Origin of the sequence: Micromonospora sp. NPDC047812, from assembly GCF_040704175.1 — a bacterium.
Taxonomy (GTDB): domain Bacteria; phylum Actinomycetota; class Actinomycetes; order Mycobacteriales; family Micromonosporaceae; genus Micromonospora.
This window is the reverse complement of the sequence record NZ_JBEYRY010000011.1, coordinates 1-22,949: the sequence shown is the minus strand read 5'-3', so window position 1 is coordinate 22,949 and position 22,949 is coordinate 1. Positions and strand designations below refer to the sequence as shown.

Sequence of the window (22,949 nt, the reverse complement as noted above, 5' to 3'; positions counted from 1 at the left end):
CCGCCGTCCGGTCAGCCGGCCTGGCGGGGCGGGATCCCGAGTCGCTCGCACGCCTCCCGGTACATCCGCACCACCTCCTGCCGGATCTGGGCGCGTTCGGTCAGCCGGTGGGCGAACGGCACCCGCACCGGGACCTCGATGTCGTCCACGGTGACGGCGAACTCCATCCCCTCGGCGTCCAGCCCGGTGGCGCGGGCCCGGGTGGCCGCCGGCTGCCCGCCGAGCGTGCGGCAGATGAGCACCGAGTCCCCGGCGTGGTCGTCGTTCATGTGCCGGCAGACGGCGGCGACCACGTCGGCGCCGAACGGGGCGCTCACGCCGCCGCCTCCGCGTCCGTGGCCGGCACGAGGTGCGACAGGGCGGCGAGGACCTCGGTGTTGTGCCGGTACGCCACGAGCACCTCGGCCCGCAGCACGGCCCGACCCTCCTCGTCGAGCGGGAGGGCGTCGAGCCTGGCCCGGTAGGCGTCCTTGTACGCCTTCGGGCTGGGGATCCGGTCGAACCGGTAGAACGCCGCCCCGGCGTCCCCGGTCAGCCCGTAGTGCCGGGCGAGCGACCGTCCGATGTGCAGGCCGCCGGAGAGGTCGCCGAGGTAGCGGGTGTAGTGGTGCGCGACGAACCGCTCCGGCGAGCCGGCACAGACCGCGAGGCGCCCGGCGTAGGCGACCGTCGCCGGGGTCGGGTCGATCCGTCGGCGCCAGTCGGGACCGAGCAGGAACTCCAGGTCCGCGGCGAGGGCGGGCAGCCGGGTCAGCGCGTCGTCGACGAACGGGCCGGCGAGCGGGTCGTCGCGCATCGCCTCGGCGGCGCCCTCCAGCGCCTCGTAGATCACGTGGTGCTGCATCACCAGCGCGGTGTAGCCGGCGCGGTCCAGGTCGCCGGCGACCAGGGCGGAGACGTACCGCTGGGACTCGGCGCCCTGGTGGGCCTCCTGGCTGGCGGCCCGCAGTTCGGCCGAGAACGGGGTGCTGGTCGGGCTCATGTCTCCTCCAGGGTGACGGAAGGCCGGGTGGCTCGCCGCCGGGGAACGACCAAGGGTAGTCGGGTACGTGGATGGGGCACGACCTCGATGTCGTGCCGGTACACCTCGCTGAGCAGGGGGGCGGTGAAGACCTCCGCCGGCGGCCCGGCGGCGCGTACCCGCCCGTCGGCCAGCAGGGTGACGGTGTCGGCGTACGCGCCGGCGAGGGTCAGGTCGTGCAGCACCGCCACCACGGCGTCGCCGGCCCGCGCCCGGTCCCGCGCGACGCGCATGACCAGCTCCTGGTGGCCCAGGTCGAGGGCCGCGGTCGGTTCGTCGAGCAACAGCACGGCGGCCTGCTGCGCCAGCGCCCGGGCCAGCGCGACGCGCGCCTGCTCGCCGCCCGACAGCGCCGGGTACGGCCGGTCGGCGAACCGGGTCGCGTCGCAGCGCCGCAGGACGTCGGCGACGACCGCGTCGTCGCGCTCCTGTTCCGGTCGCCCCGCCCACGGCGCCCGTCCCATCCGCACCACCTCGTCGACGGTGAACGGGAAGCTCAGCGTGCTGCGCTGCGGGAGCACGGCCCGGCGCATCGCCAGCTCCACCGGCGTCCAGCCCGCCGGGGGCGAGCCGTCGATCTCCACGGTGCCGGCCACGGCGGGCAGGTCCCCGCTGACGGCCGCGAGCAGGGTGGACTTGCCCGCCCCGTTCGGCCCGACGAGGGCGTGCACCTCGCCGGCCCGGATCAGCAGGTCGACGCCGTCCAGCACCGGCCGCCCCGCGCGGGCGACGCGCAGGCCGGCGACGCGTACCCGGGTCGTCCCGGCTGGCGCCGGCGTCGGCACGCGGGGCGTCGCCCAGCGACGCGGGGCGCGCGTCACCCAACCGACGGGCGGGCTCATCCCCAGCCCCCGGCCCGGTCCCGGGTGCGGCGCAGCAGCCAGAAGAAGGCCGGCCCGCCGACGACCGCGGTGAGCACGCCGAGCGGGAGTTCCTGGTGCTCGACCAGGGTGCGGGCGGCGAGGTCGGCGGCGATCACCACGACCGCGCCGCCCAGCGCGCTGGCCGGCAGCAGCACGCGGTGCCCCGGGCCGGCGACCATCCGGACCAGGTGCGGCACCACCAGCCCGATGAAGCTGATGATGCCGGTGAAGGCGACGGCCGCCGCGCCGAGCAGCGCGGTGACCACGATCATGCGGATCCGCAGCCGCTCCACGTCGACCCCGAGGTGCCGGGCGGCGGGCTCGCCGAGGGCGAGCAGATCGAGCCGGCGGGCGTCGGCGTACGCGACGCCGAGACCGACCGCCAGGCAGGGTGCGGCCAGCGTGACCGCCGACCAGTTCGCCGACGCGAGGCTGCCGAGGTTCCAGAAGGCGATGGCCTGCACGCCGGACTCGTCGGCGACGAACATGAGCAGTCCGATCGCCGCCCCGGCGACGGCGTTGACCGCGACACCGGTCAGGACCAGGGTCACCACCTCGGTCCGACCGTTGGCGCGGGCCAGCAGGTACACGGCGTACGTGGTGGCCAGCCCTCCGGCGAAGGCGGCGGCGGGCACGGTCCAGCCGCCGAGGACGGTGACACCGGTGACGATGGCGAGGGCCGCGCCGACGGCCGCCCCGGCGGAGACGCCGATGACGCCGGGCTCGGCGAGCGGGTTGCCGAAGACGCCCTGCATGACGGCGCCGGCGCAGCCGAGCGCGGCGCCCACCACGGCGGCCAGCACCACCCGGGGGAACCGGACGATCCAGAGCGCGTTCTCGCCCTGGGGGTTCGTCGGCAGGGCGCCGACGTCCAGGCCGAGCCGGTGCAGGACCGAGCCGAGCACCTCGGCGGGGGAGACCTGCACCTGTCCCCGGCCCGCCGCGACCAGGACGATCAGCAGCAGGGCGGCGCCGAGGCCGGCGAGGAGCAGCGGACCGCGTCGGACCGGGCGGCGGGACGGGGGCCGCGCGGGTGGTCGGACGGGGGTGTCGACGCCGGTCACGACGGGCTGCCGCAGGAGTACACGGCGGCGGCCAGGGCCTGCACGGTCCGCCCGGAGCGGGTGCCGAAGGTGAGCAGGGTGCCGTCGTCCATGTCGACGATCCGGCGGGCCGCGCCGGCCGGGGTCTGCGCGACGCCGGGGAGCTTCAGCAGACCGTCGACGCCACCGACGGAGGCGAGCCCGGCGCTCATCACCAGGATCACGTCCGGGGCGGCGTTGATGAGTCCCTCGCTGGTCAGCGGGCGGAACCTGGCCAGGCCGACGGCGCTGCCGGCGTCCACCCCGCCGATCGCCTCGATCATCGCGTCCGAGCCGGCCCCGTCGCCGCCGATCAGGTAGACCCCGGCGGTGCCGCGCAGGTAGAGGAAGGCGATCCGGGGCGCCCGGCCCCCGGGCGCGCTCCGGCGGGCCGCCGCGATCTCGCTCTCGACCCGGGACACGAGCAGTTCGCCGGCCGCCGGGACGCCGAGGGCCGCCGCGACGGCGCGCACGTGGCCCGGTACGGCGGCGAGGGTCTGCTCGGCTTCGATCAGGACGACGGGGATGCCGGCGGCGCGCAGCTGGCGGAGCACCTCCGGCGGCCCGATGCTGTCGTCGGCGAGCACCACGGTTGGGTTCAGGGCGAGCACCGCCTCGGCGGAGAGGTCGTGCCCCGCCGGGGTCACGACCGGCAGGTGCGCGGCGGCCGGGAAGGTGGTCGAGGTGTCCCGGCCGATGACGTTGCCGCCGAGCCCGAGGCCGAACACGGTCTCGGCGATGGAGCCGTAGAGGTTCACCGGCAGGATGCGGCTGGCGTCGGTGACGGTGACGCTCGTGCCGTCGGCGGAGGTGACGGTGGCCGGCAGGGCGGGTGCCGGTGCCGGCCGCAACGCGGTGACGTCGGTGCTGTCCAGAGTGGCGGTGACCGGCCCGCAGCCGGCGGTCGCGGCCGGCGTGGCGCCGGAGGGCGACGCGGAGCAGGCGGTGGCCCCGAGCAGCAGCACCGCCAGGGCGGCGACCGCGCGACGGCGGGCGGCCGCCGGCACGAGGCGGGGGTGCCCGGTCACCGGGCCTGTCCTCGGCGACGCCACCGGCGCAGGCCCAGCAGCGCGGTGGCCGACAGCGCGAGCACCACCAGGCCGATTGTCCACCCGCGTCCGACCTCGGTGGCGGTGCTCACCCTGCTGATCGCCAGCTCGCTCGGGGCGGCGGCCGTGGGGGCGGCGCCGTCCCCGGCGGCGGTGGCCACCGGGGCGCCGGCGGGGGAGGCGGACCTGGCCGTCGTGGTCGCCGGTTCGGCGGCACCTCCCGGTGCCCCGGTGGCGGCCGAGGGGGCGCGGCCCGGGGCGGTGGCGCCGGATGTCGCCGGGCGGGGGCTGGCCGGGGCGGGGGCGGGCCGGGCGAAGGTGGTCGGCACCCGGACGTCCTGGGAACGGTCGGCGGTGCGGGTGTGGTCGGCGCGGGTCACCACCGCGCACCGGCGGGTGGTGCAGTCGACGTCGCCGATGGTCGGGGTGACCCGGAGGGTGATCCGGAACGACCCGCCGGGCCCGTACGGCACGGCCAGCCCTTCGCCGTACGAGGGCGGGTTCGACGAGATCCAGTGCGACGCCCCGAGCGCGCCGGTCGTGTCGGCCCCGCCGCCGCAGGGGCTGGGTACCGCACCGGCCCCGTTGTCCACACAGAACGCCACGTAGATGCCCTTGGTGACGTCGTACCCGCGGCCGGAGACGGTGACGGTCGCGCCGGACCTGTCGAGTCCGGTGCTGGGGGTGACGCTGAGCGTCTGGCCGCCGGGGCCGCGGCCGGTGCCGGCGTACGCGGGCGGTGCGGCGGCGACGACACCCACGGTGATGAGGGTGGCGGCCATGAAGACGTGACGCGGTGTGCGCATCGGGCTCCTCACGAGAGTGTCGGCGGCGAGGCGAAGTTAGGTTTGGCTAACCTAAGTTATAAAGATCCAGTTCACAAGGGGTTGTTCGGTCCGGATAACCGGGCCGAATGAAGATGGCCGCGATCTTAGGTTTGCCTTACCTTACTGACTGTCCGTAACGGATCAAGAGAAGGAGTCAGCATGGTCCGATCCAGAGCCGGTCAGGCCTGGCGGCAGTCGATGCGTTGGGCGGCGGTCGCCGCCCTCGGCCTGTCGACCGCACTCGTGGGCGCCGGCCCCGCCTCGGCAGCCGAGGCCGACATCACCGGTGGCACCCTGACCTGGGGTTTCAAGCAGTCGTTCCGCAACTACGTCTCCGGCGGCAACGGCAACCCGCCGATCGCGGCGAGCAACGGCGCCACCATCAACGCCGACGGCACGTTCACCTTCCCGTCGACGGGGGGCACCCACGACTCCGCCACCGGCGCCGCCAGCGCCGAGTACGGCGGCACCGTGGTCTTCTCGTACCCCTCGCACATGTTCACCATCACCCTGGCCAACCCGACGATCGCCATCTCCGGCGGCACCGCCGCCCTGAAGGCCGACGTCGACCTGGTGACGACGGCGGCCGAACCGGTGTCGGTGCGGCAGGCGACCATCGCCACGCTCGCGTCCGGCGGCGGGAACCCGGGCGGCACGGGGACGGTGAGCGGCAGCAACCTCGCCGCGACGCTGACCGCCGCCGGCGCCTCGGCGTTCAACGGCTTCTACGCCGCGGGTGACGCGCTCGACCCGGTGTCGTTCACGTTCACCAGCGGGGACTCCGGGCCGGCGCGTCCGGCGGTGGCCGTCACCCCGTCCGGCGGGCTCGACCCGTCGGGGGCGACGATCACCGTCGAGGGCTCCGGCTTCGACCCCGCCGCCAACGGGGCGGCCGGGATCTACGTCGCGTTCGGGCCCAGGGTCGACGAGCACTGGACCAACGCCGGCGTGCTCCAGGTGACCAAGTGGGTGAGCGCGACGAACGAGCCGACGGAGGCGCGGGACAGGCTCAACGCCGACGGCACGTTCCGCACCACGCTTCCGGTCAGCGCGGTCTACACCGACAGGACCGGTAAGCGGGTCGACTGCACCGCCGTGCAGTGCTACGTGATCACCTTCGCGGCCCGCGGCTCGGCGGACCGCAGCCAGGACACCTTCACGCCGGTCACCTTCTCGGGGACCGGCACCGGCGCGGGCGACGCCGAGCAGCGGATCACCGCCACCGTGAAGGGCGGCCCGCTCACCCTGGGCGTGGCCGGCTCCGCCGTAGCCCTGCCGGCCGTCACCAACGGCCAGGTCGCCAGCGGTGCACTGCACGACGCCACCGTGGCGGACCTGCGGGGCACCGACGCCGGCTGGAGCCTCGTCGGGCAGGTCTCCGACTTCACCTCCAGCACCGGCGGGGTCATCGCCGCGGACAACCTCGGCTGGGTGCCGAGCGCGGTCGCCGTCGACGACCCGCTGGCCGGCGACCCCGGCACGGTCGTGCCGGGCGCGGTGGCCGCGCCCGGTGCCGGCCTCGGTGCGGCCCGGGCGCTCTGCACCTCGGCGGCCGGAGCCAGCGGTGGCACCTTCACCTGCGGTGCCCGGCTGGACCTCGGGGTGCCGGTGTCCGCGGCGGCGGGCGACTACGCGGCGACCCTCACCCTGACCCTCTCCTAGGTCGGCGCCGGGTCACCGGTGGGGCGGGCCCTCCCCGGCCCGCCCCACCGGCCGTCCCGCCCACCGTCACCCACCCACCCGGAGCCCGGCATGTCCCTCGTCACCCTCCTGTCCCGGACCTGCGTCACGCTCGCCGCCGCGCTGCTCGCGGCGGGGCCGACGGCCGCCGTCGCCGCGCCGACGCCCGCGCCGGCCGCGCCGACGCCCGGCCCCGCCGCGACCCGGTGGGCGGTGCAGCCGTCCGGACCGGACGGCCCGACCGGACGCAACTACTTCATCTACGACCTGGCCCCCGGCAGCACCCTCACCGACCACGTCGGCGTCACCAACCTGAGCGACCGGCCGCTGACCTTCCAGGTGTACGGCACCGACGCCTACACCACCGCCGACGGCGCCTTCGCCCTGCTGCCGGCCGACCGGGCGGCCACCGACGTCGGCTCCTGGGTCCGCTTCGACAAGCGCACCTGGACGATCGCCCCCGGACGCCGCGCCGACATCCCGTTCCGGCTGAGCGTGCCCGCCAACGCCACCCCGGGCGACCACGCGGGCGGGGTGATCGCCGCGATCACCCGGGCCCGCACCACGGCCGACGGGCAGCAGGTCCGGGTGGACCAACGGCTGGCCGCGCGGGTCTACCTCCGGGTGGACGGCGACGTCCGCCCCGCCGTCGCGATCGAGTCGGTCAGCGTCAGCTACGACAATCCGATCAACCCGGCCGGTGGCGGCGACGCCGTGGTCAGCTACCGCGTACGCAACACCGGCAACGTGCGCGTCGGCGGAACCGGCACGGTGGCCGTCGAGGGACCGTTCGGGTGGCGGCTGGCCCGTACCGCGCCGGTGGACCTGCCCGAGCTGCTGCCCGGCGGGGTCTTCACCGTCACCGAGCGGGTCACCGGCGTGCCGCCGGCGCTCCGGCTGACCGCCGAGGTCGACCTGGCGCCGACCACCGTGGACGCGGCGCTGCCGCCGGTGCTCCGCTCCGCGAGCGCCTGGGCGCCCCCGTGGCTGCTGCTCGCCGCGCTGGCCGTGCTGGCCGGCTGGCTGGCCGTCCGGCTGCGCCGCCGTGCCCTCGCCAGGCGCGGCGCCGGGGACGCGTCCGCGCGGGACGTGGCGGCGGATCCGGGCCGTCCGGCCGGCTCACCGGCCGCCCGCCCGGTCGCCGGCCCGGCGGGCGGCGCGCCGTGACCCGGCTCCTGCCGGCCGCCGCCACGCTGCTCGCGCTGACCGCCCCGGTGCCCGCGCCCGTCGTCGGCCCCACGCCCGCCCCCGCCGCCGCACCGGCGCCGCGGATCGCCGTGCCGGCCGGCACGTTCCGGGCCGGCGATCAGATCCTGGTCACCCTCGGCGGCTGGCCGGCCGGCACCGTGCAGATCGAGGTCTGCGGCAACGGGGGGCGACGCGGCGCGCTCGACTGCGCGACGAGCCGGGCCGGGCACGGACAGGTGCCGGCGTCGGGCGCTCTCACCCTGCCGGTGGTGCTCGCCGCCCCGCCGGTCGGCTGCCCCTGCCTGGTACGGGCCCGCACGCCGACCGGCGGCACCCGGGCCAGCGTCGCCCTGCCGCTGACCGGCGTGAGCGCGCCACCCGCCCCCGCGCCGGTCGGCGCTGCGGAACTGGTCGTCGCCGGGCTGCGCGCCACCGACCGGTCCGGCGTGCCGGGCTGGTTCGGTGTGCCGGGAGACCTGACCGTGGACCTCGCCCTGCGCAACGTCGGCCCCACCGACGCGGTCGACCCTCCGTTCTCGCTGCTGTTCGGCCGCCCCGGCCGGGTGCACACGCTCGTCGACGCCCCGCCGCTCGGCACGATCGGGGCCGGGCAGACCCGGGAGTACCGGATCCGCGTCCCGACCGGCGCGACCGTCGTGGGCCGGCACGAACTGCACGGCCGGATCGAGCCGTCCGGCGGGCCGGTCGCCTTCACCGTCGAGGCGGCCCGTTACCCCTGGGGCCTGCTGGGCCTGGTCGCCGTACCGTTGCTGTGGGCCCTGGCGCGGCCGGCCCGGCGCCCCCGCCGGCTTCGCCGTGCGGAGGTCGGATCGGGGCGTCCCGCCCGGCACGCGTGACGCCGCCGCGCGGGAGCCGACCGCCCGGCACGCCCGCCGGGTGCACGGCCGACGGCGCGGTCGAGACGCCGGTGCAGCGGCGGTCCCGGACGGCGGGCTGGCGCAAGGACATCGGACCGGTGCTGCGTACGGAGGACTTCGACCGGATGGTCGCCCGGCTCGACGCCGAGCTGGCCGCCGCCCGCCGCGGTCAGGCCGGCGGGGGAGCGGTGCTGCGGTAGATCGCTGCCAGCCACACGTCGCGCAGCACGTCTACCACGTCCCGCTCGGCCACCGCCGGCCCGTCGCCGGCGAAGGTGGCGTACCAGACGCGCTCGTTCATCGAGTTGAGCGCGATGGCGAGGTCGCGGGCCGGCACGCCGTCGGGGGCCGCCCCGCGCCGCCGCTCGGCCACGATGGCGGTCTCGATCGCGTGCACCCAGCGCTCCAGCACCCTCGCCCAGAGCCGGCGCACCTCGGCGTTGGTGCCGCGCACCTGGGCGCAGGCCAGCACCACCGCGCGGTGCGCGCCGAACGTCTCGTGGAACCGGTCGATCAGCTCCCGCCAGCGCGCCGGCGGGTCCTCGGCCAGCCGCTCCAGCACGTCACCGGCGGCGGCGTCGGCCTCCTCGATGACCCGGTCCAGCAGCGTCAGCAGCACCGCGTCCTTCGACGGGAAGTAGAAGTAGAAGGTGGGCCGGGAGATGCCGGCCCCGCGCGCCAGGTCGTCGATCGAGATGTCGGCGAAGGCCCGCTGCCCCAGCAGCCGCTCGGCGGTCGCCAGGATGGCCAGCTCCCGCTCGTCGCCGACGGAGCGCGCCGCGCGCCGTCCGCGCCCGGTCGCGCTGCCGGTGGCCGTACGGGCGGGTGTCATGCCCGGTGACTCTACACCGGATCAACACGGTGTCGATCGAACTCGACACGGTGTTGACGAGCCTCGACAGCCGTGGCTAGTGTCCGGTGTCTCACCCGCGGACGGGAGACGAGATGGCCACCGACCACGTCGACGTGCTCATCGTCGGCGCCGGCCTGTCCGGCGTCGGCGCCGCCTGCCACCTGCGCCGCCACTGTCCCGAGAAGACGTACGCGGTGCTGGAGTCCCGCGACGCGATCGGCGGCACCTGGGACCTGTTCCGCTATCCCGGCGTCCGGTCGGACTCCGACATGTTCACCCTTGGTTACTCCTTCAAGCCGTGGACCGACCCGAAGGCCATCGCCGACGGCGACTCGATCCGCGACTACGTCCGCCGCACCGCCGACGAGTACGGCGTCACCGACCACATCCGTTTCCGGCACCGGGTGCTCCGGGCCGACTGGGACAGCGCGAGCGCCCGCTGGACGGTGCACGCCCACCGCGACGACACCGGCGAGACGGTCGCGCTGACCTGCTCCTTCCTGTTCACCTGCGCGGGCTACTACCGTTACGACGGCGGCTACACGCCCCGCTTCCCGGGCGTCGACCGGTTCGCCGGGCGGATCGTGCACCCGCAGCACTGGCCGCGGGACCTCGACCACACCGGCAAGCGGGTGGTGGTGATCGGCAGCGGCGCCACCGCCGTGACCCTGGTGCCGGCGATGGCCGAGCGCGCCGCCCACGTGACCATGCTCCAGCGCTCACCCACGTACGTCATCGCGCTGCCCTCGCGCGACGTCCTCGCCGACGCGCTGCGGCGCCGGCTGCCGGCGAAGGCCGCGTATCCGGTGGTGCGCTGGAAGAACGTCCTGCTCTCCACCGCCAACTTCCAGCTCAGCCGGCGCGCCCCCGCCCTGGTCAGGAAGCTGCTGCTGCGCGCCGCCCGGGGCCGGCTGCCGGCCGGCTACGACGTCGACCGGCACTTCTCGCCCCGCTACGACCCCTGGGACCAGCGGCTGTGCGTGGTGCCCGACGGCGACCTGTTCACCGCGTTGGCGCGGGGGAGGGCGTCGGTGGTCACCGACACCATCGACACCTTCACCGAGCGGGGCGTCCGGCTCGCCTCCGGTGAGGAGTTGGCCGCGGACGTCGTCGTCACGGCCACCGGGCTCAACCTGCTCGCCCTCGGCGGCATGACGCTGACCGTGGACGGCACCGAGGTGGAGCTGCCCGGCACCGTCGCCTACAAGGGCATGATGCTCTCCGGGGTGCCGAACTTCGCGATGACCCTCGGCTACACCAACGCCTCGTGGACGCTGAAGGCCGACCTGGTCGCCACCTACGTCTGCCGGCTGCTGCGGCACCTGGACCGCACCGGTCAGCAGGTCGTCACCCCGCTGCCGCCGCCCGACGGCGAGCTGGAGCCGATCATCGACCTGACGGCCGGCTACGTGCTGCGCAGCGTCGACGCCCTGCCCAAGCAGGGCGCCCGGGCGCCGTGGCGGCTGCACCAGAACTATCCCCGGGACGTCCTGCTGATGCGGCACGGCCGGCTCACCGACCCCGGCGTGCGGTTCTCCCGCGCCGGCACAGCGGAAAGGAGGACCATCCGTGCGTAGATTCGTCTTCACCGGCGGCACGGCCGTGGTGACCGGCGCCGCCAGCGGGATCGGGGAGGCCCTCGTGCACGGGCTGGCCCGCCGGGGCAGCGACCTGGTGCTGGTCGACCGCGACGCCGGGCGCCTCGACGCCGTCGTCGCGGCGGTCCGCGCCGCGCACCCCGACCGGCAGCTCACCGCCTACGTGGTCGACCTGGCCGACGCCGCCGCCACCGCGCGGGTGGCCGAGGAGATCCGGCGGCGGCACCCGGTGCTTCGGCTGCTGGTCAACAACGCGGGAGTGGCGCTGGGCGGCCGGTTCGACCAGGTGAGCCTGGACGAGTTCAGCTGGGTCGTCGACGTCAACTTCCGGGCGGTGGCGCAGCTGACCCACGCGCTGCTGCCCACCCTGCGGGTCGAGCCGGGCGCGCACCTGGTCAACGTCTCCAGCCTCTTCGGGATCATCGCCCCGGCCGGGCAGACCGCCTACTCGGCCAGCAAGTTCGCCGTCCGCGGCTTCACCGAGGCGCTGCGCCAGGAGTTGGCCGGCGACGGGATCGGGGTGACCTGCGTGCATCCGGGCGGCATCCGCACCCGGATCGCGCAGAACGCCCGGGTGGGCAGCGGCGTGCCCGCCGAGGAGTTCGAGACCGGCCGCCGGCAGTTCGAGAAGCTGCTGACCATCGATTCCGCGCGGGCCGCCGAGGTGATCCTGCGCGGCGTGCACCGCCGCCGGGGCCGGGTGCTGATCGGCTGGTCGGCGAAGCTGCCCGACCTGCTGGCCCGGGTGGCGCCGGTGTCGTACCAGCGGGTCGTGGCCTTCGCGCTCGACCGCGTCGGAGGCGAGTCCACGCGCCGGCTCACCACCGGGTCGTCCGTCCCGGCGCAGCGGCAGCCCGAGGCGGCCCCGGCGGCCGACCCGGCCGGGGAGCCGGCATGAACGCCCCGGCCGGGGAGCCGGCATGAACGCCCCGGCCGGACGCCGGCACGTGAGCGTGGACGGCCGGCGGGTGTGCCACCGCGTCGACGGCGACGGGCCGCCGGTGCTGCTGCTGCACGGCATCGGCCGCACCCTGCGCGACTTCACCGAGCTGCACGAGCTGCTCGCCGAGCGGTTCCGGGTGCACAGCGTCGACCTGCCCGGCTACGGCGGTTCGCTGCCGATGGCCCGCCCCTGCACCCTGCCGGCGCTGGGTGAGTTCGCCGCCCACTACCTCGACGCCGTCGGCGTCGACCGGCCGGCGCACGTGGTCGGCAACTCCCTCGGCGGCGCGGTCGCCATGCGCCTCGCGGCGTCCGAGCCGGCCCGGGTGGCCAGCCTGACGCTGGTCAACAGCGCCGGCTTCGGCCGGGAGGTGACCATCGCACTGCGGCTGCTGGCGCTGCGCCCGTTGGGCCGGCTGCTGCTGCGGCCCACCCGGTGGGCGGCCCGCCGCGCCGAACGGTCCCTCTTCCACGACCCGGCCTTCGCCACCGCCGAACGCGTCGCCCACGCCCTGGCGGTCGCCCGCCAGCCGTACGCCGCCCGGGTGATGCTGGAGACCGCGCGCAGCCTCGGCACCTTCCGGGGGGTGAGCCCGCAGTGGCGCGAGGAGCTGCTGGCCGAGGTGGAGCGGCTCGACCTCCCCACCCTGGTCGTCTGGGGCGACCGGGACCTGATCCTGCCGGCGGCGCACCTGGACGCCGCCCGGTCCCGGCTGCCCGGCGCCCGCACCCACCTGTTCGCCGACTGCGGGCACATGCCGCAGATCGAGTGCGCCGAGGAGTTCCACCGCCTGCTCGTCGACTTCTGGGCCGGTACGGACGCCGCCGCCCCGCCCGAGGACTCCGCTGTCGACCCCGGCGACCGGCCGGCGGTCGCCGGCACCGGCTGACCGACGCCGGCGTCCCGGCGCGGGACGGCCGGGCGACGGTGTCGCGGCAATGCACGGCGGTCGCCGGTGTCCCGGCAATGCACGGCCGCTCGGCGGCGCCCGGGCGTCGGCAGGTGAGCGGGCGGCGGGACGGGGAAAGCGGACCGGGTGCCCGAGCTGACCCTGTTCCTCGGCGGCGACGTGATGACCGGCCGGGGCGTGGACGCGATCCTGCCCGCGCCCGGCCCGCCCGAGCTGCGGGAACCGGCGGTACGCGACGCCCGCGACTACGTCGACCTGGCCCGGGCCGCCAGCGGGCCGGTCCCGCGCCCGGCGCCGCCGGCCTGGCCGTGGGGAGAGGCGCTCGACCTGCTCGACGAGCTGCGGCCCGACGCGCGCGTGGTCAACCTGGAGACCGCGGTGACCGGCCGGGGCGGGCACGCCCCGGCCAAGGCGATCCACTACCGGATGCACCCGGGGAACCTGGCCTGCCTCGCCGCCGCCCGGCTCGACGTCTGCGCCCTGGCCAACAACCACAGCCTCGACTTCGGCCCGGTCGGGCTCACCGACACCCTCGACGCGCTGGCCGACGCCGGCATCGCCACCGCCGGCGCCGGCCGGGACGCGGCCTCGGCCTGGCGACCCGCCCGGGTGCCGCTCGGCCCGGGCGGCCGGCTGCTCGTCTGGTCGGTGGCCGCCCCGTCCAGCGGGGTGCCTCCAACCTGGGCGGCCACCGCCGGGGCGCCCGGGGTGGCGTACCTGCCGGAGGTCTCGGTCGCCTCGGCGGACGCGCTGGCCGGACGGATCGCCGCCGTGGCCGGGCCGGGGGACCGGGTGCTGGTCTCCGTGCACTGGGGCACCAACTGGGGGTACGAGGTGCCGCCCGCGCACGTCGACTTCGCCCACCGGCTGGTCGACGCCGGTGTGGACGTGGTGCACGGCCACTCGTCGCACCACCCCCGGCCCGTCGAGGTGTACCGCGACCGGCTGGTCCTCTACGGCTGCGGCGACCTCGTCGACGACTACGAGGGCATCGGCGGGCGGGAGGCGTACCGGCCGGAGCTGCGGCTGCTCTGGCTGCCGACCCTCGACGCGGCCACCGGGGCGCTGCGGCGACTGCGGGCGGCCCCCGTGCGGATGCGCCGGATGCGCCTGGAGCGGGCCGCGCCCGACGAGGCGCGCTGGCTGGCCGGGCTGCTCGGCGGCTTCGACCCACCGTTCGCGCGTGGGTTCGCCGTCGACGGCGACGGGCTGCTGACGCTCCACCCGCGCTGACGGTGGCCCGCACCACCCCCGGCGGGGGCGCCGGGCGCGCCGAGGAGGCGGGGCCCACCATAGATACATGACGCATCCCTCCCCGCCGGGCCGGACGGCCGCGCCCTCGGCCGCCGAACGCGCCTACCGGCATCTCAAGCGCGAGATCCTGGAGCAGATCCACCCGGGCGGGTCGCTGGTCAGCGAGGGGGAGATCGCCGAGGCCACGGGGGTCTCCCGCACCCCGGTCCGGGAGGCGCTGCTGCGCCTGGAGGCGGAGGGACTGGTCCGGCTCTATCCCAAGCGGGGAGCCCTGATCCGCCCGGTCTCCGCCCGCGAGATCACCGACGTCATCGAGGCGCGGCGGCTGGTCGAGCTGCACGCCGCCGAGCGGGTCTGGCCCCGGCGCGCGGCGCTGCGGGACGACCTCGCCGCCCGGCTGGCCGACATGCGCGACGCGCACGCCGCCGGTGACCTGGCCGCGCTGATGCAGGCCGACCGGGCGTTCCACGCCACCCTCGTGGACGCCGCCGGCAACGAGATCCTCGCCGAGCTGTACCAGCGGCTGCGCGACCGGCAACTGCGGATGGGGGAGGCCAGCTTCCGGCTCTCGCCCGGCTGGGCCGAGACGGCGCTGACCGAGCACGCCGACCAGCTCGCGGCGCTCGACTCCGACGACCCCGGGCGCTGGCTCGCCGCCGTCGCCGCGCACATCGACAACGCCGCGGCCGTGCTGCGGGCCCTGCGGTGAGGGTGCTGACCGCGCGGGTCGCCCCGCTCCGGTCGGCGGGCGGCCTCGTCTGGGGCGTGGCCGTGGCCGCGTACGTGGCCGCCGTGTTCCACCGCAGCTCGCTCGGCGTCACCGGCGTCGACGCGGCGCACCGCTTCGAGGTCAGCGCCTCGGCGCTGGCCACCTTCTCCGTCGCCCAGCTCGCCGTGTACGCGGCGATGCAGGTCCCGGTCGGCGTGCTGCTCGACCGGTTCGGGTCCCGCCGGCTGCTCGTCGCCGGCGGCGCGCTGATGGTCGCCGGCCAGCTCTGCTTCGCCCTCGCCACCGACGTGCCCCTGGCGATCGCCGCCCGCGTGCTGATCGGGCTCGGCGACGCGATGACGTTCATCAGCGTGCTGCGCATCGTGGCGCTGTGGTTCCCGGGGCGGCGCTACCCGATGATGACCCAGCTCACCGGCACGCTCGGCCAGCTCGGGGCGATCCTCGGCGCCGTACCGCTGGTGTTCCTGCTGCACGCGGCGGGCTGGACCCCCGCCTTCCTCACCGCCGGGGCGGTCGGGGCGACCGTGCTGCTGATGGTCGTCGTCGCCGTCCGGGACACCCCGGGCGGGCCGGTCCCGGCCGGCGCGGCGCCCACCCTCACCGACGTCCGCCGGGAACTCGCCGCCGCCTGGGCCCAGCCGGGCACCCGGCTGGGGCTCTGGACGCACTTCGTCACCCAGTTCTCCGGTGCCGTGTTCGCCCTGCTCTGGGGGTACCCGTTCCTGGTGCAGGGGCAGGGGCTCAGCCCGACCACGGCGGCGTCGCTGCTCACCCTGATGACCGCCGCCATGCTGCTGACCGGGCCGGTGGTCGCGCACCTCTGCGCCCGGCACCCCTTCCACCGCTCGGTGCTGGTCTTCACGATCACCGGCGCCACCGCCGCGGTCTGGGCCGTCGTGCTCGCCTGGCCGGGACGCGCGCCGGGCTGGCTGCTGGTCACCCTGGTGCTGGTGCTCGCGGTCAACGGCCCGGCCTCCCTCATCGGCTTCGACTACGCGCGCAGCTTCAACCCGGTCAACCGGATCGGCAGCGCCACCGGGGTCGTCAACGTCGGCGGCTTCGTCGCCTCGATCGTGCTGGTGCTGGCCGTCGGCGTGGTGCTCGACCTGGCCACCCCGGCCGGTCGGGCCACCCCGGACCTGGCCGCCTTCCGGTGGGCCTTCGCCGTGCAGTACGTCCTCTGGGCGCTCGGCGCGGTCCAGGTGCTGCGCTACCGCAACGCGGCCCGCCGCGAACTCGCCGCGCGGACACCCGCCGCGATCCCGACCTGACCTCCGGCGCGCGCGGGACCTCAGCGGCGCCGGCGGCCGTGGGTGAGGTCGTCCAGCACCAGGGTCAGGCCGGCCCCGAGCAGCCAGACGTCCTTGGCCAGGCCGATGCCGTCCTGGGTGGGCCGGAGGCTGCCCGGCTCGCGCATGCCCGGGGTCCTCAGGTAGAGCTGGACCAGCCCCGCGCCGAACGCGGCCAGCCCCAGACCGGCCAGGGCCGACGGCACGAACGGGGCGAGCAGCGCGGCGCCCAGGGCGATCTCGGCCCGGGAGAGCAGCCGGGCGAACCGGTCCGGGTCGAGCCTGCCGAGTTGCGGGACGGCGCCGACGGCCATCCCGTGCACGCCCTGCGCTGCTTCCCCCTCCAGCGACCGCTTGCCCATCCCCGAGTTGAGGACGAACGCGCCGATGCTGACCCGCAGCGGCAGATGGCTGACCCTCATGGCGTACTCCCGTCCGACTGTCGAACCGTGCCCCCGCCTACCCCTCGCCGGCCGCGATAACCGCCCGGCGGCCCCGGTCGTCCGCGACGATCGGGGGTAGTTTCGGCCCGAGGGATGTGATCGAGGTGCCGCGTCAGCGCACCGACGGACGGCGGCGCGACGCGTCGTCGTGGAGCAGGAGGAAGCGTGAGCCAGGAGGTCAGGGGAGTCATCTCCCGCAGCAAGGGCGCGCCGGTCGAGGTGACCACGATCGTGCTGCCCGACCCGGGGCCGGGCGAGGCGATCGTGCGGATCCAGTCCTGCGGGGTCTGCCACACCGACCTGCACTACCGGGAAGGCGGCATCAACGACGACTACCCGTTCCTGCTGGGCCACGAGGCCGCCGGCGTCGTCGAGCAGGTCGGGCCGGGCGTCGACGGCGTCGCGCCGGGCGACTTCGTGGTGCTCAACTGGCGGGCCGTCTGCGGGGTGTGCCGGGCCTGCCGCCGGGGCCGCCCGTGGTACTGCTTCGCCACCCACAACGCGGCGCAGAAGATGACCCTCACCGACGGCACCGAGCTCACGCCCGCGCTGGGCATCGGCGCCTTCGCGGAGAAGACCCTGGTCCACGCCGGTCAGTGCACCAAGGTCGACCCGGCGGCCCGGCCCGCCGCCGTCGGTCTGCTCGGCTGCGGCGTGATGGCCGGTCTCGGCGCCGCCATGAACACCGGCGGGGTCACCCGGGGCGACTCGGTGGCCGTGATCGGCTGCGGCGGCGTCGGGGACGCGGCGGTGGCCGGCGCCGCGCTGGCCGGCGCGACGACGATCGTCGCGGTGGACACCGACCCGCGCAAGCTCGACTGGGCCCGGAAGTTCGGCGCCACCCACACCGTGAACGCCCGCGACGACGACCCGGTCGAGGCGATCCGCGCCGCCACCGGCGGCTTCGGCGCCGACGTGGTGATCGACGCGGTCGGCCGCCCCGAGACCTGGAAGCAGGCGTTCTACGCCCGTGACCTGGCCGGCACCGTCGTGCTGGTCGGCGTGCCGACCCCGGAGATGACCGTCGACCTGCCGCTGCTCGACGTCTTCGGCCGCGGCGGCGCGCTCAAGTCGAGCTGGTACGGCGACTGCCTGCCCAGCCGGGACTTCCCCGTGCTCACCGAGCTCTACCTGCAGGGCCGGCTCGACCTGGACGCCTTCGTCACCGAGGAGATCGCCCTGGACAAGGTCGAGGAGGCATTCGCCCGGATGCACCGCGGCGACGTGCTGCGCTCGGTGGTGGTCCTCTGATGGCGGCCCGCGTCGACCACGCCGTCACCTCCGGCACCTTCTCCCTCGACGGTCAGACCTTCGACGTGGACAACAACGTGTGGGTGGTCGGCGACGACACCGAGTGCGTCGTCGTCGACGCCCCGCATGACGTCGACGCGATCCTGGCCGCCGTCGGCGACCGACGGGTCCGGGCGATCCTCGCCACCCACGCGCACGACGACCACGTCCGGGTGGCCCCGGCGCTGGCCCGGGCCACCGGCGCTCCGGTGCTGCTGCACCCCGCCGACCGGGTGCTGTGGGACATGGTGCACCCCGACGAGGCGCCGGGCGGAGACCTGCGCGACGGGCAGAGCGTCGAGGTGGCCGGCACCGCGCTGACCGTGCTGCACACGCCGGGCCACAGCCCCGGCGCGTGCAGCTTCCACGCGCCGCAGCTCGGCGTCGTGTTCACCGGCGACACGCTCTTCGCCGGCGGGCCGGGGGCGACGGGACGCTCGTACAGCGACTTCGGCACGATCGTCGCCTCGATCCGGAACCGGCTGCTCACCCTTCCGGCGGAGACGGTCGTGCACACCGGGCACGGGGAGAGCACCACCATCGGCGGGGAGGCTCCCCACCTCGACGAGTGGCTGGCCCGCGGGCACTGACCCAGGCCGGCCGCCGGGCGTCCCGGGCAGCCGCTCAGCGACTGCCCGGGGCCCCGGTCACGCCGGGCGCCGCACGTACATCCGGACGGTCGTCCCGGCGGCGGTGGTGTGCACGCGGACCAGGTCGCACAGCGCCTGCACGATCACCAGACCCCGGCCGCCGATGCCGTCCGCGGCCGGGGTCAGGCGCCCGGCCAGCGGGTCGGTCAGCCAGCCGTCGTCGCGGATCTCGCAGACCAGGTGCTCGGCGGTGCGCCACACGCGCAGCACGCCGGTGCCGCCGGCGTGCGCGACGCTGTTCGTCGCCAGCTCGGTCACCGCGATCTGCAGGTCGGCCAGCCGGTCCTCGTCCAGCCCGACGGCCTCGCCGTGCCCGGCCACGAACCGGCGCACGGCGGACAGCGTGCCGAACTCGTAGACCAGCGCCGAAACCGGCTCCGCCGGGCACGGCAGGGGTTTGTTGTAGCGGGCGACCACGTCCGCCGGGGCGTACTCCGCGCTCGGCCGTCGCCCGGCGTGGTCGACGAGGATCGGATGCGTGGCGTACGCGTCGGCCAGCACGTCGGCGTCGAGCCCGGCGACGTCGTACGGGCAGAGGATGGTCGCCTCGCGGCCGGCGAACGCCGCGTTGATCAGCGCCTCGTGCTGGGCGCACGCCGGATACTCGGTGTCGCTGCGCCCGGCCCAGATCGGCTCGCCGATGATCCGCACGCGGCGGCCGGCATGCTGGTCGATGAACGCCTGCAACACCCAGGGGATGATCCGGCCCGGGTTCCGGCCGGCCTCCGACATGTCCGCCCAGCGCACCGAAGCCGTGGGCCCGACGGCGGCGCGGACCAGCCGCAGGTTGGCGCCGGGCATCGCGACCAGCACCGGCTCCCCGGCGGCGAGCCCGTCGGTGACGAACGGCACCGTGCCCGCGAGCAGACCCTCCGGGTCGTGGTAGAAGAGCCCCTCGTGCACGAAGGCGCCCGCCGCCTCCGCATGCCACGCCCCGGTCATGCCGGCTGTCCCAGGCCGGGGGCGGACCTGGTCCCGCGTAGCCGCCGGTCGTAGCGGCGCAGCGCGACCACCCGGCGGGGCACCTGCTCGACCACGGCACCACCAGTCATCCGTCGGCTTTCACTTCGCGTTCCCACTGTAGTGGCTGGTCCCGGTGCCGGCCCACCGGGTGAAACGTCGGCGCCGCCGCGCCGCCCATCCGGCCGGCACGGGCCGGGCATCGCCCGCCCACAGGCGTGGTCCGGGTCGCGTCCGACGCGCGCCTCGAACCCCCGGCCGGCCGCCGGACCACCCTCTTCGAGGAGGTGCGCGGCGCACCGAAAACGGGGGTGCGTCCCGGCCCGCTCGTGAGGGAGATTCGTCGGCGTGCGACCCGCCACAGAACCGGCCGCCACGCACGCGGAGCCGGCACTCACCCCCGCCCAACGCGCCGCTCTCGCGCACGTACGCGAGACGGCGCTGCGCGAGCGTCCCGCCGCCTTGGCCGCCATCGCCCGGGCGCTCGCCGGCTCGGGCGTCACCCACGGGCCGGAGCGCCTGATCGCGGCGGTCGGCGGGAACGGGCGGCTCACCCTGAACTTCCACCCCGACCGGCTGCTCGCCGACGGGCGTACGGTCGCCGACGCCCTCGCCGCCGAGGGCGTCTACCGCAGCCAGTTCGAGACCGGCATCTCCAACGGCGGCCTGTTCGCCTACCCCGGGGGCGACCGGGACCGCTGGGAGGAGACGCTCTTCGGCGGCGCCTACCAGACGGCCGGCGTACGCCCCGCCGACCGGCCCAAGTACGGCGGTCTGAACCTGCTCGACCATCCGGACGGCGCGTGCCCCCGGTTCGGCTCCTGCTACCTGCGGCTGCGTTCGCAGGTGCTGGCGCGGACCACGTTCTGCTTCGGCGACAGCCACCTCGGACCCCGTGACGTGGGCACCGTGGACGTGTTCGAACCGGTGCTGGCGGCCCTGCTGGCCGCGACCGACGGCACCGGGATCTGCCTCGGCGTGCCGGGCGACGTGGTGACCCTGACCCGGGCGCTGCTGCGCCGGCGCGAGGACGCCGTGTGGGCCCCCGGCGCGGCCGGTCGCGCGCTCGACGACTACATCGAGGCGCAGGTCCACGGCGAGCTGAGCCTCGCCCGGGACGTGGAGGCGATGGTGGTCGATCCGTCGTTCCGGGGCACCGAAGCCGGGGCGACGCTCGCCGCGATCGCCCGGCGGCACGGCTTCGCCCTGCGCTGGCACGCCGGGTTCGCGCTGCCCGTCGACCGGATCGACGCCGAGTTCCGGGGGCCGGCCATCCCGCCGTTGGCCGCCCGGGTGCACGCCGAGTTCGCCCGGCCGGGCGAACCGGTCGACGCCGCCCTGATCGGCCGCGCGGCGGCCTCGCTGGTCACGGAGCCGTCCCGCTGGGCCGACCGTGGGCCGACGGAGGTCACCCGCCAACACCTCAAGCAGCTCTGGCACGTCCTCGTCCGCTTCGGTGCCCCGTACGCCGCCCAGGACGACCGGGCCCCGCGGCCCGGGGGCCCCTCGGGGGGAGCGCGGGCGGGTCGGTGAGCCGCCCGGACGCGGCCGGGCGGACCGTGCCGGCCGTCCGGTTCCGCCGCGGTATTCCGGAACGCGACCGCCTGTGCCCGCCCGTCCCGAGCGCCGAGTGACCCGGGTCGCAGCCGACCGGCACCGGTTCATATCCGGAATGCCCGACAGGCCAGGCTGGTTGTGTTCCCCGTACCGCCGGAACCGAAACCCGTCCGGCGCGGAAGTTTCCCCCGAAGGAGTGCTCATCCAGGGAGCGCTTCGCCTGACCGAAAGGGCAACCATCGTGAAGTACGACTTCACTCGATGGCTCCCGGCCATCGCGAAGGACTCGAAGGACTCGAACCGCAAGATCGCGCTGAGCGTGGTGGGTGTCGCCGCCCTCGGTGGCCTCGCCTTCGGGCCGACGGCCGTGGCCGCCCCTGTCACCACCACGCCCCACGAGGGCGCCGTGGCGGCGATCGAGCAGGCCACCGGCAAGGGCAGGCCGGGCGCGGCCGAGGAGTCGGCCCTGACCACGGGCGGTACCACCACCAAGCCGTCCGCCGACAAGCCCAGCCGCGAGGAACTCATCCCGCACGGCGTGCAGGGCGCCCAGTCGCGCATCCCGCTCGACGACGCGCAGCTCGCCAACGCCAAGGCCATCATCGAGGAGGCCAAGGAGACCGGCGTGGGTGAGCGGGGCGCCGTCATCGGGATCGCCACCTCGCTACAGGAGTCGAAGCTCTACAACCTCGGCCACCTGGGCGCGTACAACGACCACGACTCGCAGGGCCTGTTCCAGCAGCGTCCGTCGTCGGGTTGGGGTTCGCCGGACCAGATCACCGACCCCGAGTACGCCTCGCAGGCGTTCTTCCGCGCGCTCAAGAACGTGGGCGGCTGGCAGGACCTGCCGCTGACCTCCGCCGCGCAGACCGTACAGGTCTCGGCCTACCCCTTCGCGTACGCGCAGTGGGAGGAGCAGGCGGCGGACATCGTCTCCCAGCTCTGGTGACAACCCCGTGACACCGGCCGGTCCCCGCATCGGGGGCCGGCCGGTCCCGTCCACACCGACGCGACCCGCCTCCAACCCGGCACCCGACCGGCGGCCCCCAACCCGCCCTCCCGCCCTCCCGCCATCCCCGACCCGCTCCGGGCTGCTACTACCGGGTGCGCGACTGCCGGGGAGAGCGATCTTGGCAAGAAAAATGCCCCTCCGGGGGCCGCCGTCCATCAAGATCTCCGCGGCTCACCGATAGTCGTCTGCGTGAGGTGTCCGGTTTGTGGGTGGCTGTCCAAGAGAGGCGGGTGGCTCGTGTCCCGTCAGGTAATCCGGTGACGGGTGTCCGGTTCGGGGGTGTGATCGGGGGCATCGTGGGGGCGGAATCGTGGCGGGGCCGGGGTCGTTACACCCTGCGTACGACCGAGCAAGGCAGGGCCGCGCCGCCCGACAGGATGGCGTGCCGGGGCCCCGGAATGATGGCGGGCCGGTGGTCGTTACACATGGTCCGGCCGACGTGAGGGCATCCCCCCGCCCCCGCGAGACAGGCCCCGGTGTGGGCCTCTACGGCTCGGACATCCGGCCGGCACGGGCCGATCTGATCTTTCCTCCGGTTGATTCGCCGGAGATTCCCCCTTGAGTACATGAGCGCCGGACGGTGCTTGCACCCGCGTGAGCCGATCCCCCTCGGCGTGTGGGTGCCAACCCCCGAATGGAGCATCTGCGATGAACACGATTCTGCGTAAGAGCGTTCTCGGTGTTGCTGGTCTGGCGTTCGCCGGTGGTCTGGCTGCCGGTCCGCTGAACCACAGCGACAGCAGCGCCGCGGTGTCGTCGGCGGCTCCGGTCACCGCCGTGGCGGTGCAGGCGGACAAGCCGGACATGGGTGTGCTGGTGCCGCATGGTGTGCAGGGTGCGCAGTCGCGTATCGACCTGTCCGACGAGCAGGT

Annotated in this window: 23 protein-coding genes and 1 pseudogene; 15 read left to right on the top strand and 9 right to left on the bottom strand. The window is 75.6% G+C overall.

What is annotated here, in order from left to right; translation table 11 throughout:
• Positions 1 to 11 precede the first annotated feature (11 nt).
• From AB0883_RS26685 to AB0883_RS26660, 6 genes are read right to left on the bottom strand one after another with little or no spacing between them, the layout of a single operon-like run.
• On the bottom strand, positions 12 to 317 hold the full coding sequence (locus tag AB0883_RS26685; protein ID WP_366644078.1) for a DUF2470 domain-containing protein: 306 nt from the start codon (positions 315 to 317) through the stop codon (positions 12 to 14).
• Complete coding sequence (locus AB0883_RS26680) at positions 314 to 982, bottom strand: biliverdin-producing heme oxygenase (RefSeq protein WP_366644077.1); 669 nt, start codon at positions 980 to 982, stop codon at positions 314 to 316. Before AB0883_RS26680 ends, AB0883_RS26685 begins: the two co-directional genes overlap by 4 nt.
• Positions 979 to 1,863, bottom strand: a complete 885-nt coding sequence (locus tag AB0883_RS26675; RefSeq protein WP_366644076.1) for a heme ABC transporter ATP-binding protein — start codon at positions 1,861 to 1,863, stop codon at positions 979 to 981. Before AB0883_RS26675 ends, AB0883_RS26680 begins: the two co-directional genes overlap by 4 nt.
• Positions 1,860 to 2,948 (bottom strand): iron ABC transporter permease, encoded by a 1,089-nt coding sequence (locus tag AB0883_RS26670; RefSeq protein WP_366644075.1) that lies wholly within the window; start codon positions 2,946 to 2,948, stop codon positions 1,860 to 1,862. The genes AB0883_RS26675 and AB0883_RS26670 overlap by 4 nt, the downstream gene beginning before the upstream one ends.
• Positions 2,945 to 3,994, bottom strand: a complete 1,050-nt coding sequence (locus AB0883_RS26665; RefSeq protein ID WP_366644074.1) for an ABC transporter substrate-binding protein — start codon at positions 3,992 to 3,994, stop codon at positions 2,945 to 2,947. The genes AB0883_RS26670 and AB0883_RS26665 overlap by 4 nt, the downstream gene beginning before the upstream one ends.
• On the bottom strand, positions 3,991 to 4,821 hold the full coding sequence (locus AB0883_RS26660; RefSeq protein WP_366644073.1) for a hypothetical protein: 831 nt from the start codon (positions 4,819 to 4,821) through the stop codon (positions 3,991 to 3,993). The genes AB0883_RS26665 and AB0883_RS26660 overlap by 4 nt, the downstream gene beginning before the upstream one ends.
• Positions 4,822 to 5,001: 180 nt before the next feature.
• On the opposite strand from AB0883_RS26660, the gene AB0883_RS26655 reads away from it, so the two are divergent.
• From AB0883_RS26655 to AB0883_RS26640, 4 genes are all read left to right on the top strand, one after another.
• Positions 5,002 to 6,504 carry an HtaA domain-containing protein gene (locus AB0883_RS26655; RefSeq protein ID WP_366644072.1) on the top strand — a complete coding sequence of 501 codons (1,503 nt, stop codon included), beginning with the start codon at positions 5,002 to 5,004 and terminating at the stop codon, positions 6,502 to 6,504.
• Between the two features lie 90 nt (positions 6,505 to 6,594).
• A complete protein-coding gene (locus AB0883_RS26650) occupies positions 6,595 to 7,689 on the top strand; it encodes a DUF916 domain-containing protein (RefSeq protein WP_366644071.1) in 1,095 nt (364 codons plus the stop codon).
• Positions 7,686 to 8,567 carry a hypothetical protein gene (locus AB0883_RS26645; protein ID WP_366644070.1) on the top strand — a complete coding sequence of 294 codons (882 nt, stop codon included), beginning with the start codon at positions 7,686 to 7,688 and terminating at the stop codon, positions 8,565 to 8,567. The genes AB0883_RS26650 and AB0883_RS26645 overlap by 4 nt, the downstream gene beginning before the upstream one ends.
• Positions 8,564 to 8,788 (top strand): hypothetical protein, encoded by a 225-nt coding sequence (locus tag AB0883_RS26640; protein ID WP_366644069.1) that lies wholly within the window; start codon positions 8,564 to 8,566, stop codon positions 8,786 to 8,788. Before AB0883_RS26645 ends, AB0883_RS26640 begins: the two co-directional genes overlap by 4 nt.
• On the opposite strand, the gene AB0883_RS26635 is transcribed toward AB0883_RS26640, so the two are convergent.
• The gene (locus AB0883_RS26635) at positions 8,758 to 9,420 is read right to left on the bottom strand and encodes a TetR/AcrR family transcriptional regulator (RefSeq protein WP_366644068.1); all 663 of its coding nucleotides are present in this window, start codon (positions 9,418 to 9,420) and stop codon (positions 8,758 to 8,760) included. The genes AB0883_RS26640 and AB0883_RS26635 overlap by 31 nt on opposite strands.
• 113 nt (positions 9,421 to 9,533) lie before the next feature.
• Here AB0883_RS26635 and AB0883_RS26630 point away from each other — a divergent pair, with 113 nt between their 5' ends.
• From AB0883_RS26630 to AB0883_RS26605, 6 genes are all read left to right on the top strand, one after another.
• Positions 9,534 to 11,018 carry an NAD(P)/FAD-dependent oxidoreductase gene (locus AB0883_RS26630; protein WP_366644067.1) on the top strand — a complete coding sequence of 495 codons (1,485 nt, stop codon included), beginning with the start codon at positions 9,534 to 9,536 and terminating at the stop codon, positions 11,016 to 11,018.
• Entirely contained in the window at positions 11,011 to 11,937 is a 927-nt protein-coding gene (locus tag AB0883_RS26625; protein ID WP_366644066.1) for an SDR family oxidoreductase, read from the top strand. The genes AB0883_RS26630 and AB0883_RS26625 overlap by 8 nt, the downstream gene beginning before the upstream one ends.
• A gap of 22 nt (positions 11,938 to 11,959) precedes the next feature.
• Complete coding sequence (locus AB0883_RS26620; RefSeq protein WP_366644065.1) at positions 11,960 to 12,871, top strand: alpha/beta fold hydrolase; 912 nt, start codon at positions 11,960 to 11,962, stop codon at positions 12,869 to 12,871.
• Between the two features lie 147 nt (positions 12,872 to 13,018).
• A complete protein-coding gene (locus AB0883_RS26615) occupies positions 13,019 to 14,125 on the top strand; it encodes a CapA family protein (RefSeq protein ID WP_366644064.1) in 1,107 nt (368 codons plus the stop codon).
• A gap of 67 nt (positions 14,126 to 14,192) precedes the next feature.
• Positions 14,193 to 14,855 carry a GntR family transcriptional regulator gene (locus tag AB0883_RS26610; protein WP_366644063.1) on the top strand — a complete coding sequence of 221 codons (663 nt, stop codon included), beginning with the start codon at positions 14,193 to 14,195 and terminating at the stop codon, positions 14,853 to 14,855.
• Positions 14,852 to 16,147 carry an MFS transporter gene (locus AB0883_RS26605; protein ID WP_366644062.1) on the top strand — a complete coding sequence of 432 codons (1,296 nt, stop codon included), beginning with the start codon at positions 14,852 to 14,854 and terminating at the stop codon, positions 16,145 to 16,147. The genes AB0883_RS26610 and AB0883_RS26605 overlap by 4 nt, the downstream gene beginning before the upstream one ends.
• Positions 16,148 to 16,167: 20 nt before the next feature.
• Here AB0883_RS26605 and AB0883_RS26600 read toward each other — a convergent pair whose 3' ends face one another.
• Positions 16,168 to 16,587, bottom strand: coding sequence for a hypothetical protein (locus AB0883_RS26600; protein ID WP_121398398.1), 420 nt, complete (start codon positions 16,585 to 16,587; stop codon positions 16,168 to 16,170).
• Between the two features lie 186 nt (positions 16,588 to 16,773).
• Here AB0883_RS26600 and AB0883_RS26595 point away from each other — a divergent pair, with 186 nt between their 5' ends.
• Both AB0883_RS26595 and AB0883_RS26590 read left to right on the top strand, forming a co-directional pair.
• Entirely contained in the window at positions 16,774 to 17,859 is a 1,086-nt protein-coding gene (locus tag AB0883_RS26595) for an S-(hydroxymethyl)mycothiol dehydrogenase (RefSeq protein ID WP_366644061.1), read from the top strand.
• Positions 17,859 to 18,488, top strand: coding sequence for an MBL fold metallo-hydrolase (locus AB0883_RS26590; RefSeq protein ID WP_366644060.1), 630 nt, complete (start codon positions 17,859 to 17,861; stop codon positions 18,486 to 18,488). The genes AB0883_RS26595 and AB0883_RS26590 overlap by 1 nt, the downstream gene beginning before the upstream one ends.
• Positions 18,489 to 18,545: 57 nt before the next feature.
• Here AB0883_RS26590 and AB0883_RS26585 read toward each other — a convergent pair whose 3' ends face one another.
• Positions 18,546 to 19,490, bottom strand: coding sequence for a sensor histidine kinase (locus tag AB0883_RS26585; RefSeq protein ID WP_366644059.1), 945 nt, complete (start codon positions 19,488 to 19,490; stop codon positions 18,546 to 18,548).
• A 366-nt stretch (positions 19,491 to 19,856) separates the two neighbouring features.
• Between AB0883_RS26585 and AB0883_RS26580 the strand changes: the two genes are divergently transcribed.
• The 3 genes and pseudogenes from AB0883_RS26580 to AB0883_RS26570 form a co-directional block, all read left to right on the top strand.
• Entirely contained in the window at positions 19,857 to 21,041 is a 1,185-nt protein-coding gene (locus AB0883_RS26580; protein ID WP_366644058.1) for a DUF3626 domain-containing protein, read from the top strand.
• Positions 21,042 to 21,306: 265 nt separating this feature from the next.
• Positions 21,307 to 22,014, top strand: coding sequence for a hypothetical protein (locus AB0883_RS26575; protein ID WP_366644057.1), 708 nt, complete (start codon positions 21,307 to 21,309; stop codon positions 22,012 to 22,014).
• A 711-nt stretch (positions 22,015 to 22,725) separates the two neighbouring features.
• Positions 22,726 to 22,949: pseudogene (locus AB0883_RS26570) on the top strand (hypothetical protein); the annotation flags it as partial.